Source organism: Tautonia rosea (assembly GCF_012958305.1).
GTDB classification, from domain to species: domain Bacteria; phylum Planctomycetota; class Planctomycetia; order Isosphaerales; family Isosphaeraceae; genus Tautonia; species Tautonia rosea.
Genome location: NZ_JABBYO010000019.1, coordinates 24671 through 40070 on the forward strand (window position 1 = coordinate 24671; position 15400 = coordinate 40070).

At 60.7% G+C, this 15400-nt stretch carries 9 protein-coding genes; 3 read left to right on the forward strand and 6 right to left on the reverse strand.

The window, feature by feature from the left end; translation table 11 throughout:
- Window positions 1-21 precede the first annotated feature (21 nt).
- Window positions 22-1050 carry a DUF1559 domain-containing protein gene (locus tag HG800_RS23875; protein WP_169980314.1) on the reverse strand — a complete coding sequence of 343 codons (1029 nt, stop codon included), beginning with the start codon at window positions 1048-1050 and terminating at the stop codon, window positions 22-24.
- Between the two features lie 349 nt (window positions 1051-1399).
- Between HG800_RS23875 and queC the strand changes: the two genes are divergently transcribed.
- Complete coding sequence (gene queC / locus HG800_RS23880) at window positions 1400-2110, forward strand: 7-cyano-7-deazaguanine synthase QueC (protein ID WP_169980316.1); 711 nt, start codon at window positions 1400-1402, stop codon at window positions 2108-2110.
- A 67-nt stretch (window positions 2111-2177) separates the two neighbouring features.
- On the opposite strand, the gene HG800_RS23885 is transcribed toward queC, so the two are convergent.
- Both HG800_RS23885 and HG800_RS23890 read right to left on the reverse strand, forming a co-directional pair.
- Window positions 2178-3155: a hypothetical protein gene (locus tag HG800_RS23885; RefSeq protein WP_169980318.1), complete on the reverse strand. Its 978-nt coding sequence runs from the start codon at window positions 3153-3155 to the stop codon at window positions 2178-2180.
- Between the two features lie 289 nt (window positions 3156-3444).
- The gene (locus tag HG800_RS23890) at window positions 3445-5175 is read right to left on the reverse strand and encodes a DEAD/DEAH box helicase (protein WP_169980320.1); all 1731 of its coding nucleotides are present in this window, start codon (window positions 5173-5175) and stop codon (window positions 3445-3447) included.
- Between the two features lie 276 nt (window positions 5176-5451).
- Between HG800_RS23890 and HG800_RS23895 the strand changes: the two genes are divergently transcribed.
- Both HG800_RS23895 and HG800_RS23900 read left to right on the forward strand, forming a co-directional pair.
- Window positions 5452-6801: a Gfo/Idh/MocA family protein gene (locus HG800_RS23895; RefSeq protein ID WP_169980322.1), complete on the forward strand. Its 1350-nt coding sequence runs from the start codon at window positions 5452-5454 to the stop codon at window positions 6799-6801.
- Window positions 6802-7278: 477 nt separating this feature from the next.
- The gene (locus HG800_RS23900) at window positions 7279-11850 is read left to right on the forward strand and encodes a tetratricopeptide repeat protein (protein ID WP_169980324.1); all 4572 of its coding nucleotides are present in this window, start codon (window positions 7279-7281) and stop codon (window positions 11848-11850) included.
- Window positions 11851-11937: 87 nt separating this feature from the next.
- Here HG800_RS23900 and bioF read toward each other — a convergent pair whose 3' ends face one another.
- From bioF to bioB, 3 genes are read right to left on the reverse strand one after another with little or no spacing between them, the layout of a single operon-like run.
- Window positions 11938-13113 (reverse strand): 8-amino-7-oxononanoate synthase, encoded by a 1176-nt coding sequence (gene bioF / locus HG800_RS23905; protein WP_169980326.1) that lies wholly within the window; start codon window positions 13111-13113, stop codon window positions 11938-11940.
- 11 nt (window positions 13114-13124) lie between these two features.
- A complete protein-coding gene (locus HG800_RS23910; RefSeq protein WP_235963927.1) occupies window positions 13125-14363 on the reverse strand; it encodes a beta-ketoacyl-[acyl-carrier-protein] synthase family protein in 1239 nt (412 codons plus the stop codon).
- A 57-nt stretch (window positions 14364-14420) separates the two neighbouring features.
- The gene (bioB, locus tag HG800_RS23915; protein WP_169980330.1) at window positions 14421-15389 is read right to left on the reverse strand and encodes a biotin synthase BioB; all 969 of its coding nucleotides are present in this window, start codon (window positions 15387-15389) and stop codon (window positions 14421-14423) included.
- Window positions 15390-15400: the final 11 nt, after the last annotated feature.

The window sequence follows — 15400 nt, forward strand, 5'->3', positions numbered from 1 at the left end:
TGCTGTGGAATCGGTCTCAGGTCAGAATTGATCAGCGCTGATCACTTCTCCTCCCCGGATCGAGTTCAAGCCAACCCAGATCAATGGATTGATCGTTTCTTTGACAAAGCGGACCGAACCGTCGCCGAGAACCACATTGATCCCGCCTGCATGCCGGCTTCGAGCCGCGGCAAAGGCCTGACTGTCGCCCGCGGTTCCGGTGCAAGGCAATCGATCCTCTGGCACGCAGAAGATCGGCTGATTCAGGAAATCGCCACCTTGAACCAGGTCCAGGTAATCTCGAAATTGGTTCGGGGCGAAGCGGGTCATAAACGAACCTCCACCCGGCACACTCGACCACATCACCCCGCGCACATCGAATCGATCTCCTTGGAGAACTTCCGCAATGAACACCGTGTTGCTCGTTCCATCGCGGACATCCGCCAACTTGGTCGTGCGATGGCCGAAGGCCGACTGAAGATACTGCTGGCTCCCGACGGTCGTCTGACGCCAGTTGGTGTTGCCCCAGCTCACCGCATAATTGCCCTTCGTAAACACGGGCCCGCTAAGCAACCCCCCCTGATATTGAGGAGTAATCTGGAACTGACGCTCCTCGTCGCTCGGGCACTGGAAGATCGAAATCTTCGTTCCCGTCACGGTGCTGTTTGCGAAGAAGCCCAGGGCAGGTGCAAGCGGACCTCCGACTCCCCAGGCAGTCGGAATTCCTTCGGCACCAAGTTCGAAGTTGAAAGCGTTATAAAGTGCCTGCTGCTCGAACTGGGGCAACATCAGGATAAACCAGGTGGTATTCGGCGTCCCGGAAAAGATGGTCGGAAACGACGGTCCTGGTGGACCGGCTCGCCAGATCCGCCCTGGAGCCAGCGAGTTATGAATATCGTGGTAGTTATGGAGGGCCAGACCCAGCTGCTTCAGATTATTCGTGCACTGCGCTCGCCGTGCCGCTTCCCGGGCCGATTGCACGGCTGGCAGTAACAGGGCGATCAGGACCCCGATAATGGCAATGACGACGAGCAATTCAATCAGCGTAAAGCCGCCGCGAGATCGTCGCATGGACGCGACCTCCTCATCGAGAACGGTGAGACAATGACCGATCGGAACGTTGGGGAACCCCAAGGGGAGACAGGCAAAGCACTCAAGTTAGAACAAACTGATGCTTCCCATCTTCATCCTAGTCGAGTTCGAACCCGAAAGCGAGCACGATTCCATGATTTCTACGAAGATCGCATGGAGCTACTTGGCGTTCGAGGTCCGCGTTGTGGTAAAGAACTTGGCCATCCCAGTCGAACAGAGTCAAGAACTCTTGGGGAAGTGATGTCAAGAATCATCAGTACGTCACACCCCGGCGTCTCCGTGACGGATCGTCGGGAGGATACAGGTCATCGTGCAAGAGGGCTCCCCCATGACAACTGACGGTTCCAGGGCGATTGTACTGCTGAGCGGTGGACTCGATTCCACAACCGTGCTGGCCGAATGTCTGTCCAGGGGATTCGTTCCCTATGCGTTAACCATCCTATATGGACAGCGCCATCTGATCGAGCAAGAGTCTGCGCGACGCGTCGCCCAAGCGTTCGGTGTGGCAAAACACATCGAAGTCGCACTCGACCTTCGCTCCTTTGGCGGGAGTGCCCTGACCGATCAGATCGAGGTTCCCAAAGATCGGCTCGAAGCCGAATTGTCCGAAGGTATCCCGATCACGTATGTCCCGGCAAGAAACACTGTTTTTCTCTCCCTTGCGCTTGCATGGGCGGAAACAATCGGAGCCTTTGACATCTTCATCGGTGTCAACTGTGTGGATTACTCCGGATACCCAGATTGTCGCCCTGCGTTTCTGACCGCTTTCGAAACACTGGCGCAGCTCGCGACCAAGGCGGGGGTTGAGGAACAGGGGAGATTTCGGATTCACGCTCCGTTGATCACCTTGTCCAAGGATCAGATTATTCGCCGCGGTCTCGAACTCGGGGTCGACTTCAGCCAGACTCACAGCTGTTATGATCCCGACCAACTGGGACACGCGTGCGGCAGATGCGACTCCTGCCGTCTCCGGCTCGATGCCTTCACCCGACTCGGCCTGTCGGACCCCGCTCCCTATCAGCCGTCTGCCTCGCCATAACGTCAAAAGGCTCTCATGCGCGACGCAAGAGAGCCTAGAGGGAAGCGATGATCGTCGAAGATCGAAATCAATCGTAAATCCAGGTGAACCCAGGAGCGATGAGCCGGAACTGACGTTCGCGGACGTCGAATTCATCTCCAGGCGTTGAAAAGTCGATTCGAAGTGTCTTGTACTTCACGTCCGAGTCTTCCGCGTCTGAATCTTCACCATACTGCAAGCCATCGGAAAGGCCGCGAACAAAGATGGAGATCGCATCCGATCGGCCGATGTCCTGGTCGAGAATCCAGAACGCGACACCGTGAACGGCATCATCCACTCCGTCCTTGGTGCTCGGAGGAATCATTCCGGTCACTGATACCGCTCCCAACAAGGGAGCCCCGACGATCGGTGGACGAGTGTGCTCTCGAGCCCTCACAACCTCGACGGCCTGGGGCAGGACCACATCGGGATAACGCTTCCCTTCGTCCGTTTCCAGGAAAAACTGAGGGACGAACATCCGAGGTTTACCACTCCGATTGATCACTCGATAGTAGAGATAGAGCACCGTCCGACGGCCCATTCCCGGAATATCAATCGTTCGGGTTCGCAGAGGCTTGAATGAGAAGTCGAGAACCCAGATCCCTTCCCGAATCCCCGTCTCCGCCGTGGCCAGTCCCGTGTTTGATCCCGACAGCGTTTCTCCGGCTTCAAATTCACCATTGACTTGACCGAGGGTGAGCGTCCCGCGCAATCCTTGATCGTCGTCGGCCAGGATCGTTCCGGTTGCCCCGCTCGCCTGCCCGGTAACTTGCTCGCCGATGGTGAAATTGGCGTTCTGATCGCGGTAGTCAATCTGTGGTGCCTTATCCCGAGGTAAAGGCGTCGCGTCAATGATCGTCTCGTTGACCCGAGCTGCTCGCGGAACCTCGACGGTGGGTAACGTCTGCGAGAGGGAGAACTCGGGAATCGCCGGTGGCCCTTCGTCCTGTGCACCTGCCCGAACACTGACGAACGGGTACCCAAGGGCGAGTCCGCACGCGAACAACCAGGGAACGTGACTTCGCACAGAAGGGACCTCCCGCATCGAGGGATCGGGTGGAAAAGGAACTGAACTTGACCAGGTGGAGAGAGGTAGGTCAATCGAGGTGAGGCTTCTAATTTTAACAACAGAATTGCACTTACGTCAAGCGAACGTCAGACCGAGCCCACAGCCCTCGTCCGACTCGCTTCTCAATCCTCAATTCGTCGAGTTGCCCTTGGTTGGAAGAACTCGCTCGATGCGAGGGTGAAGTCATTATTCAGCCTGGCGAGCACGCTCGCATCGAAGCCGGGAATTCGATTGAGGAATTTCTCGATCAATCTGCCCGACGAACCGTGACCCGACGGCCCTTGATGGTGCTCGATCGAAGGGCCGCAACGACCTCACCAGCAACCTCCTCAGGCACCTCGACAAACGAGAAACGGTCGGCGATCTCGATTGCACCGATCATTCGTCCGCTAATTCCGGCCTCGTTGGCAATCGCTCCCACCAGGTCTCCAGGACGGACGCCAGCCTCTCGACCCGCGCCAATATAGAGACGAGCAACTCCTGAACCGAACCCAACGCTCGACGACTCGGTACGACGAGCCTTCCGAGGTCCATTCTGACCCGTTTTCGTGTTGCGTTTTGGTTCACGAGTCGGTCGTCGATCTCGGTCTCGAGACGGGCGATCCGATCGAGGAGCGACCACCGGAATTTCCTGATCATCGTCTTCGTCGTTCCCCAGCGCATTGTGGGCCAATTTCAGCGCGGCGAGCGTGACCGTCAGAATATCAAACTCCCCAGTCAACGATTCGAGGACCACCCGAAAGCGATCCAGCTCCCCTTCGATCAGGGTTTCCCGGACGGCAGCCACGGTCAGATCGAGTCGTTTCGAGCGGACGTCGGCAACGGTTGGAACCTGGGCCAGCTCGATCTTTCGTTTCGTGGCACGCTCGAAATTCTGGAGCAAACGATGCTCTCTCGGCTCGGCCAGGGTGATTGCCACCCCTTCTCGACCTGCCCGGCCGACCCGGCCGATCCGGTGCACATACGATTCCGCCTCAGTCGGGGGATCATAATTGACGACATGGGAAAGATGTTCGATATCGAGCCCCCGAGCCGCGACATCAGTGGCAATGAGCAGATCGGCGTTTCCTGACCGAAACTTTTTCATCACCCGATCGCGCTGCTCTTGCGACATGCCTCCGTGAAGGGGTTCGGCTCGGTATCCCCGAGCGTTAAGCATTTCCGACAGTTGATCCACCTCGTCGCGTCGTCGGCAGAAGACGATCGCCGAGGTCGGATTTTCAAGATCCAGGACCCGTCCCAACGCGGCAATTTTGTAAGCCCTGGGCACAAGGTAGGCCACTTGCCTGACCTTCGGGATCGCTCCGGCAGGGAGCTTTTCTTTGGCGATGGTGATCTGGACTGGGTCTTTGAGGTGTCGACGTGCGATTGCCGCAATGCGAGGCGGCATAGTCGCCGAACAGAGCACCGTCTGACGATCTTCGGGAGTCTCTCCCAGGATCGCCTCGATGTCATCGGCGAAGCCCATATCGAGCATCTCGTCGGCCTCGTCAAGCACGACCGTCACCACCCCCTGCAAGGGCATTGTCCCCCGCTTGATGTGGTCGAGCGCCCGCCCTGGAGTCGCGACCACCACATCAACACCGCGTTGTAGCGCTCGAAGTTGAGGGCCGTAGGCCTGTCCGCCATAAATCGGCAACACCTCGATGCCAAGCTTCTTGCCATAGCGATGCACGGCCTGAGCCACCTGCATCGCCAGTTCTCGAGTCGGGACAAGGATCAGGCCGGCCGGTTTTCCGCGATCGGCCCCTGCCGCACTTAGGCGTTGCAGCAACGGCAATGCGAAGGCTGCGGTCTTCCCGGTTCCTGTCGCAGCCTGACCAACCAGATTACGACCCTCAATCAATGGCGGGATCGTCTCTCGCTGAATCGGTGTCGGTTCTTCATAGCCAAGTTCGGAGAGCGTCTCCGCGAGGCGGGCGTCAAGACCGAGCGTGTCGAATCCAGGACCCGCGTCGTTGGAGATCGGAGTGGACATCCCAAACAATTCCTCTTGAAGATTTGCGAGTCGAACCGGACTCGATCGTCAGAAGACGGTTCGACGATCAAAACGGATCAGTCTAACAAAGTCTCGCAAACTGTGCGGGGTCGGAACGGGAGAATTCGAGTTCTTCCGAAGCGTCTTCCTCATACTCCCTCTCGGCTCCTGGCCAGCGGAAGGGCACGCTGTCGCAATCTGACGTCAGGACCGCTAGAGTCAGAAATCCCCTCCCTTGCAGTTCCAGACGTTCCGAGTTCAACCCTGAGGCACATCATGAAACGCCGACGGTTTTTCCAGACGACCGCTGCAGGACTCGCGATCTCGGCCGGCGCCGGGTTTACCGAAGCTGCCGCCGCCATGCAAGGCAAGCGAGTCGCCCTGATCGGGACCGGCTGGTACGGCAAGGTTGACCTCTTTCGGTTGCTCCAGGTGGCACCAGTCGAAGTGGTTGCACTCTGTGATGTCGATGCGAAAATGCTTGCCGAGGCGGCCGAAATGACGGCCCAGCGCCAGCAGTCCAGGAAGGTTCCCAGGACGTATGCCGACTATCGCGAGATGCTCGACTCGCATGATCTCGACATCGTCCTGATCGCCACCCCCGACCACTGGCACGCCCTGCCGATGATCGCCGCGGTCGAGCGAGGGGCGGACGTCTATGTGCAAAAACCGATCAGTGTCGATGTGGCCGAAGGAAAGGCCATGCTCGATGCCGCCCGGAAACATGGCCGGGTCGTTCAGGTCGGCACGCAGCGTCGCAGTACTCCGCACCTGATCGAAGCCCGCGATCGCATCCTCCGCGAAGGGTTGCTGGGAACGATCGGGCACGTCGAGGTCTACTGCTACTATCACATGCGGAACCGGTCCCAGGCTCCTGACACCTCCCCTCCCGACCATCTCGACTGGGAAATGTGGACCGGCCCCGCCCCAATGCGACCCTTCAACCCCATCGTCCATCCCCGTGGCTGGCGTGCCTTCAATGAGTACGGCAACGGCATCATGGGCGATATGTGCATTCACATGCTTGATGCCGTCCGCTGGTTGCTCGACCTGGGTTGGCCGAAGCGCATCGCCTCGACCGGAGGCATCTTCATCGATCCCCAGAGCCGCGCCAATATTCCTGATACCCAGGCCGCATCCTTTGAGTTCGACGAGTTCCCGGTTGTCTGGCAGCACCGTTCCTGGGGACATCCCGTCGATCCGGATTACCCCTGGGGAGCGACCATATACGGCGACAAGGGGACCCTAAAGCTCAGCGTTCATCGCTACGACTTCACTCCCCTTCGCAAGGGTCAGCCGATCCACGGCGATGTCGTTTACGAACTCGACGAGTACCCCGAGGATCGAACCGAGAAAGACCTGGAACAGCACGTCGCTCCCGCGGTTCGCCGCCACATGCTCGATTTCCTGTCCGCCATCGAGTCGAGGGGCAAGCCTGTCGCGGACATTGAGCAAGGCCACATCTCCTCGGCTTCGTGCATTCTGGCGAACCTGGCGATGGAACTGGGACGGACCCTGACCTGGGATGCCGAGCGCGGCCAGGTCGTCGGGGACGACGAAGCGAACCGTCGACTCGCCCGCCCCTATCGCGATCCCTGGACCCATCCCGGAACGTCTCTCGTTTGAGGTTCCGCCAACGGCTCGATTCTGATTTCCCCGGCCTCGCCAGAGTATGGCCGGGGAGTTTTTTTTTTTTTCTGTCGGCGTCTCTACCCTCGTCACGACTGGTCGGCTGGAGAACATAACGGAGCTCAATCACCTCGGGAAAAATTCGGGATCGCACTGGTACGACCTGCGGGCGATCTGTTATAGAGTTGCCGTGCCATGGCCTTTGCCGGACCTTCAGGATGAGCGTCTCGACGAGGCAAGATTCCGCTCCCCACCAGGGCACTCACCCACCTCCGAGCGAACCAAGCCATGGACGGCCCCCCTAGTGACAGACTGATGCGTCACCCTTGAGGATGGAACCCAGCGTGCTCGCCACGTTGCGAGCCCGACCGCAACACACCATTGCCAACCGATCTTCTGCCGAGCGGAAGGGTTGTGAACGGATTCGAGCGCGCGAGCCCTCGCGACGCTGCATCTTGCACGGAGGAGAAACTGATGTCCGTCCGCTGGAAACCCCTGATCATTCTCTCAGGGCTCTTCGTCACCGTGGCCCTCGGTGGGCTCGTCGCCTTCGTCCTCGTCTCCGGTCAGTCGAACATTGACGATGTCCTCACACAGGCCCGCTCGGCCCGAGAGGCTGGGAAGTTTGAAGAAGCGGAGATCTATTACCTCCAGGCGAATCAGATCGAATCGCGAAACGCCGAGGTTCACGCCGAGATCGCCGACTTCTACGGTGACTGGCTCGATAAGGCCGACGCCTCCAAACGATCGCACTACCAGGGCCTGAGACTTCGGCACCTGCTCGAAGCCACCAAATTCGACAAGGCGGCGCTCGAACCCCGACAAGCACTCCTGACAGAGAGTCTCAAGGGAGACAACCTCCCGGAACAGATCCACTGGGCGCGACAGGTCATCTCACTGGCTCCCAACGATCCCGATGCCCTGTATCTTCTGGCCATCGAGGCACTTGATGAATCACCGGCCAACATCAAGGAAGCCGACCGACTACTCGAAGCGCTTCAGCGTGTCGCCACGGGCCGTGATCGAACTTTCTGGGTCGAGGCCCGGATCGCCCAGTATTCCAAGAATTCCGCGGAGCTTCAGCGCGTCCTTACCACGGCGCTCGATCGTGAGCCTGATGCATCGGACGACGAAATTGATCAGCTCAGCCGCCTCCGACTCCTCGTTGTGAATCTTGAAACCGCAAGTGGGACCGAGCAACAATCCCACGCGCTCGAGCAGATTCTTTCCCAGAACGAACGTATTCTTTCCCAGGAAGGCCTTCAGGGGACCCGAATCGTCGAGCTTCAGCGTTTAGCCCGACGCGTCCGGGAACAACTTTCGAAGGCCGACAGCGTCTCCGCAGATGAACGCTGGGAGCCACTCGCAGAAGTCATTGACCGAGGCTTCCAGAAGGCGTTGAAGTCAGACGATTTCGTCGGCGTCTGGATTCACCAGGCGTATGCCGAGCACCTGAACCTTCGAGGGCATCGGGTCGCTTGCCTTGACGTCATTGAAAATGCCCTGACCCCCGACGTGATCAAGGACGCCTCACTTCAAGACGAAGTCATGCGGCTTCGAGAAACCGCGATCAAGGCCGCCCTGTCCGACTCCTCTGACGCCGATCGCTTCGAAAAGGCTCGTCCCCACATTGAAGCCCTGATCGCCGGAACTCGTCCCGATTACCAGGGACTCGGTTACTTGTTCCAGGGCGCCATCGATCTCGAACGCTCCGGTTTGACTGGCCCTCAAACAGAAGCGACTGCGGTCGAGTCCTCCCGCCCGCTGACCGACGCTCGAAAACATCTTCGCGAAGCAACCCTCAAGCTTCCGGAGGTCGGCCTGGCCAAGGCACTCTACGGCATTGCTCTTCTGATGTCCGGCGAAACCGCGCTTGGCCGTCAGCATCTCCTCGAAGCCCAACGGATGGGACCGCTCGAAGCGCGTTATCAGATCTGGGCTGCCTGGAGTCTTCTTGAAGCTGGCTATCCGGAGGAATCCGAACGGATCGTCAATCGTGTCGTCGGACTCGCCGACAGCGATCCGAGCCTGACCAAACTCTCCGGGACGATTCAGTTGCTCCAGGGGGAGATCGCCCGCAGCCGCAAGTCTCCCAAAGATCTCGAAGTCGCACGGGCCGCCTACGCGGGCTCGATCGTGGACGGTGACGAGGTCCCCCCCGCCGTTTCGCTCCGCTTGGCCGAACTGACCATTGCCCTCGACGGTCCGGAAGCCGGACTCGCCCAGCTCGACGACATCCGACGGCATGGTGGCAGTACACCTGCCCTCGAAGCCCTGGCGGTCTCCACGCTGGTCGAACTCGATCGGATCGACGACGCGGTCAAGACCCTCGAAGCCGCTCGCGAAGCGGCTCCAGATGATTCCCAGCTTGCCGTACTGCATGCCGCGATCGCCCTGAAGCAGAACCAGGCCGAAAAGGCTGACCAACTTCTCGCCACTTTCCTGGCCGATCATCCCGATGACCTCACTGTGGCCCAGACCCGAGCTCGCATTCTCTCCGGAGTCCTCGATCGTCCCGATGAGGCCCGAACGGTCCTGACCGAGGTCGGGGAGAGGACGGGAGTCACCGCCCCCTTCGTGCAGCTTGCCATGATCGACCTGGCCCAGGGGGACCTGGCCGCTGCGTCGAAGACCGTCGAGATCATTCGCAGTCGATGGCCCGAAGCGTCGGCCGGCGACCTACTTGACGCCCAGATTGCCCTGGCTGAACGCGACTTCAACGCCGCCTCGAAGTATCTCCAGGCCGCCATTGAAAAGGACCCAAGCAACAAGGTCGCTCTCTTCTGGAAAGCCCAACTCGATAGCCGAGGAGGCGCCCCCTCCCGAGCCGCCGAAGACTTCGAGAAGCTCGTCCGTGACGGCACGAGGAAGGAGCTCGGCAACGGCCTCTCACTGGCAACCGCTGCCGAATGGTCCCTGGCCGCCATGGCCATGGAAAACAAGGATTTCGATAAGGCCATTGCTCGCCTTGAATCCATTGTTCAAGGGGACAGCGCAGGGACGATGGAGCGGGCCGCCCGCTGGCAAATTATCGCCGCACGATCGGAAAAAGGGCAGTGGAAAGACGCTCGCAAAGAGCTGATCGCCCTGCTCAACGAACCCGAATCGACCATCGATGAACGCGTCCAGGCCGCCGACTTCTTCCGCCGTAACGGCGAATCGGCAGTGGCCGAGAAGCTCGTCGATCAGGTCCTTGATCGCCAGCCCGGCCATGCCGGTGCCGTGATCATCAAGTCCTACCTGCTCAGCGAGCAAGGCAAGACCCCCGACGCCATTCAGCGCCTTCAGGCTGCGATCGAGCACCAGGAACAGCCTCCTGCCGTCTACCTGATGCTCGCCGCCTTCGCCGGTGAAACCAGGACCCCCGACAACGCCATCGCGGCGATCCGAAAAACTCTCGAACAGGGCCTTGAGGCTCACCCTCAATCGATCGATCTTCTCCGATCCGTCTACGAGGTGATTCGCCAGAACGAAGGCATCGACACCGCCCTTGAATTCGTCGAAGCTCGGACCTCCCTCGATACCGCGGACGACCGCATCCAGCGGCTTCTTGTTGACCTCTACACCCGAGAGGGACGTCTCGACGAGGCCGAATCACTCCTCGAAACGCTGATCGAGCGGCAACCGAAGAACCCCCGACTTGCCGCCGGTTTGATCACGATCGTCAGCACCAAGGCAAGCCAGGCCGCTCGACAGAATCGCCCGCAAGAGGAACAGGACCTCAACGCCCGGGCCTTGAAGCTACTGGGAACGTATCGGACTCAGTTCCCCGATGACCTTCGCTTCCCACAGGCCGAGTGCGAGCTGGCCATCCGGCAGGCCGACTACACGAAAGCCGAGGCCGTCGCCCGAGAAATCGAGGAAATTAACCCCGATTCCCCCATCGGCCCCCTGCTCCGTGCTCAGATCTATCGCGATCAAGGTCTCGAAGAACGAGCCATCCAGGCCTATCGCGATGCCCTCGAAACCAATCCCCTTCGCGATGACATTCGCATGGTCCTCGCGCAGCTCTTGCTCGACCTGGGCCGGACGGATGAGACGCTGGCCGAAGCCGCCCGAATTCTCGACCGGTCTCCAGGACGAGCCGACGCCGTGCTCCTCCAGGCATCCGCGCTGGCCTCCCAGACTGGGACCACCGAGCAGATCGAACGCCGACAGGGTGAGGCCGTCGCCTTGCTCGAACAGGCCATCGAGCAGAATCCAAACTTGACCAAGGCCTACCTCGAACTCGCTCGCATCAATCACCTTCGCGGTCGAGTCGACGAATCGATCGCGACCTTGAACGCTGCCCGGGAGACGCTTCCCAACGATGAGCAAATCCTCTCGGGATTGATCCGCTATCTGGTCGAGCCCCCGGCCGACGGCTCCGCGGCCGGCGAGGCGAACCTCGTCGAGGCCTTGCGGATCGCCGACGAGATCGGCCTGGATAAGGCCTCAGGCACGCTCTCGCTTGCCCTCGCACTCGGTTTTCACCGGGGAGGACGCTCCGACCTGGCCAAACCCTGGGCCGAACGTGCCGTTGCGATCATCAATGAACCTCTGGTTCATCTGACCTACGGGGATATCCTCCTCTCCTTTGCGGAATCTCAGCGAGACGCCGGCTCGTCCCGCCCCCTCTTCGAAGAAGCGGTTACGATGTACGACAAGGTACTCGCCCACGATTCGAAATCCATCGAGGCCGTGAACAACAAAGCCTGGATCTTGCACCGCCATCTCGGCAAGGACCAGGAAGCCCTCGACCTGATCGAGGGATTGCTTAATCGCGTCGAGCGTCGGACCCTTCCCGGTGAGTTCTTTGATACGCTTGGCTCGATCCAGCAAGCCGTCGGCCGGAACAAGGACGCCGAACAGTCCTACACCGAGGGCTTGAAGAAGTCGCCCGATCTTGCCGTCCTGAACTTCCACCTCGGTCGCCTGATCGCGGCCGACCCCGAACGGTCTGCCAGAGCCAACCAGTATTTGACCAGGGCCTGGGATGCCCGTGCCCAGCTTTCGAGCGAAGATGCCTCTGAGCTCGAAACCCTCCTCAATCGCGTAGGGCACTAACAGAACCGCATCCTGACAACCGCGTCAGCCCTATTGCCCCGCGTCCTCGCAATCTCGTAAGACGCGGGGCATTATTATTCCAAACCACTACACGGTGATCTGACGAAGAACCTTGATCATACGCTCCAGTTCCTCTTCATTGTGACTGGCGGAAAGGCTGATGCGCAACCGAGCCGTTCCTCTTGGAACGGTCGGAGGCCGGATTGCAGCGACCAGAAAGCCGGACGCGAACAACTGGGCCGCCATGTTCAGGGTTCGATCCACCTCCCCGAGGATCACCGGGACGATTGGCCCTTCCGAGGGCGGAACCGGAAGGCCAATGGCTTGCAGACGTTCCCGGAAGCTCCTCCCCAGTTGATGAACGCGATCACGTCTCCAGGGTTCCTCCCGGACGATCCGTAACGCCTCCCTCGCCGCTCCTGCTGCCGCGGGAGGCATTGCCGTTGAATACAAGAGCGTCGATGCATGATTGTGGAGATGATCGATCAAGCGACGACTCCCCGCAACGAATCCCCCGACGGATCCGATCCCCTTCGATAAGGTGCCGACGCGGATCGGCACGCGCTCCGCCACCCCAAGCGCCGCACTCGCCCCTCGACCGTCCGGGCCGAAGACGCCCGTGCCATGCGCCTCGTCGACGAGCAGGATCGCTCCTGATCGTTCGGCAATCTCGACCAGTTCTCGAAGCGGGGCGAGATCTCCGTCCATGCTGAAGACCCCATCGGTCGCAATCATCGTCCGTCGGAATCGTCCTCGAACCCGGTCACGTTCAATCAGGTGCTCCAGGCGTTCATGATCCCCATGCGGATACACCCGTACGGTCGCCCCTGACAGTCGAGCGCCCTGGATCAGGCACGAATGGTTGAGCCGATCTCCGTACACGACATCACCCGACCCGACTAGCGATACAATCGTTCCCAGATTGGCGGCGTAGCCGGTCGGGAAGAGTGCGACTGCCTCCGAGTGTTCGAACACGGCCAACTCCTCGGCCAGGGCCTCATGAGGATCCCTCCACCCACAAACGAGCGGTGAGGCTCCCGCCCCCCAACCATACCGGTGGGCGGCATCGATGCCTGCGGCAACGACGCGGGGATCGCTCGCAAGGCCCAGATAATCGTTCGAACTGAGATCGAGGAGCCTCCGACCATCCCGCTCGATCCATCCGGGACTGGCCGCGCCGTACGGTACGATGGACCGTTGCAACCCGAGTCGGGTTCGTTCCTCGGCAACCTCGTCGAGCCAGGCCAGCGGATCGGCGCTCATCGAACCGTCCCTCAATGCGGGAATTGTTCCAGAGGCAATCGTCTAGGCCCCTCCGGCCGTCGTAACACGGCCACGGCCAGATGACCTCCGAAGCCGAGGGAGAGTTTGACCGCGGCCCGGATCTCGCGGAATCGACCATGATTTGGCGTGCCATCCAGATCGCAGCTCGGGTCCGGATCATTGAGATTCATGGTCGGCGGCACGAACTGGTCGCGGATCGACAGACAAGTGATCGCCAGCTCGGCTGCCCCTGCTCCTCCCAGAAGATGACCGATTTGAGCCTTGTTTGCAGAGCAGGATACGGCATCGGCATGCGTGCCGAGTGCCCTTCGAATCGCCTGGCATTCGAGCGGATCATTCACGCGCGTGGCTGTTCCATGAACGTTCACGCTATCGACCTCACTAGGCTCCACCCTCGACCGTTGTAGGGCCTCCACGATCAACGCTGAAAGACGCTTCGGGTCGGGGTCGAGATTGGTGAGATGCCTGGCGTCGGAACCCAGTGCCCCCCCGCCGATCTCCGCATACGGCAAGGCCCCGCGAGCCAGAGCATCATCCTCTCGTTCCAGGACGAGCACTGCCCCCCCCTCCCCGACCAGAAATCCACTCCGGGACCGGTCCCAGGGGCGGATCGCAAACTCGGGTGCTCCCTCGACCCTGGCCATCGCCCCCATCCGCTCGAAGGCTCCCAGCACGAGCGGCTCCAGCGACCGATCCACGGCACCGGCCAGGGCGAGATCACAGGCTCCTTGGCGGATCAGGTCAGCGGCCCGAAGGACCGCGACCACGCCCGTTGCGCACGCAGCAATCGGTGCCAGCCGAGGCCCTCGCAAGTCCAGAGCCTTCCCGATCGCCTGTGATCCGGCATCAGGCCAAGCGTCGGTCCAATCGCCGATCGACTGCTCCAACCCCTTCGAAAGGCAGCGATGCCATCCGACAAGCCGTTGGAGGTCCCCTTTACTCAGGCCGATCACGGTCGCCACTCGGGTCCGATCGCATGGGAAGCTCCCGACACAGGGAAGGCCGGCATCGGCCAGGGCCGCTCGCGCCTCGAGGACGCCGGGCCCCTCGGTCTCCGCTTCCGCCTCGCAGATCGGCACGCCCGCCCAAAACCGACCAGGCCCAGCCTCCAGCTTCAGGACCGTCGCGGCCGAGAGCCCCGATCGAAGACCTTGCCAGCTGGACTCGGTCGTCTGACCCAGTCCCGTACGAAGCCCGATCCCCGTGATGACGACCCGAGGCGATGCCATCCTCGACGACTCTGCCATGACTCGGCCACCGAAACGGCTGGACCCGAGGGTCGGGTCTCAGCGCGGGTCGGCCTCCATCGGCTTGAGCCCGAGTTGATCGAAAAGCAAGCGGTCGGCGTCAACGTCCGGGTTCGGGGTGGTCAGCAACTTCTCCCCGGCAAAAATCGAATTTGCACCGGCCAGGAAGCAGAGGGCCTGCTCCGCGGGACTCATCGACAGCCGACCCGCCGAGAGCCGCACCCGAGCCGTCGGCATCAGGATGCGAGCCGTCGCGATCGCCCGGACCATCGACCAGACATCCAGCTTCGCCTGATCGGCCAGCGGGGTCCCTTCCACCGGCACAAGGGCGTTGATCGGCACCGATTCAGGAGGCTCGGGAAGGTTCGCCAGGGTGTGCAACAAGCTAATCCGATCGTCCTCCGACTCTCCCATCCCAAGAATTCCGCCACAGCAGACCGAGACCCCCGCCTCTCGCACATGCCTGAGCGTCTGAAGCCGATCGGCATAGGTCCGTGTCGTGATGATCTGGTCGTAGTATTCCTCGGACGTGTCGAGGTTATGGTTATACGCGTCGAGTCCGGCCTCTTTCAGCCGCTGAGCCTGATCGGCGTTGAGCATCCCGAGCGTCACGCAGACTTCCAGCCCGCCGAGCCCCTTGATCCGGCGAATCATTTCGAGGACTCGCTCGAAGCGGGGGCCGTCCTTCACTTCGCGCCAGGCGGCCCCCATGCAGAAGCGTGTCGAGCCTTCAGACTTGGCGGCCTCGGCAGCGGCCACCACCGCGTCGACATCCATCAAAGGCTCGGCTTTCACCGGGGCTTCGTAGTGAGCCGACTGCGGGCAATAGCCACAATCCTCCGGACATCCACCGGTCTTGATCGAGAGCAAGCGGCAGACCTGAACTTCTCCGACGTCCTGATGACGCCGATGGACGTCCGAAGCGCGGAGAATCAGTTCCAGCAAGGGTGTTCGGTAGATCGAGGAAACCTCGTCGATCGAATAGCGAGGGGTCGAGGCGGTCAGCATGATTGGGTTCT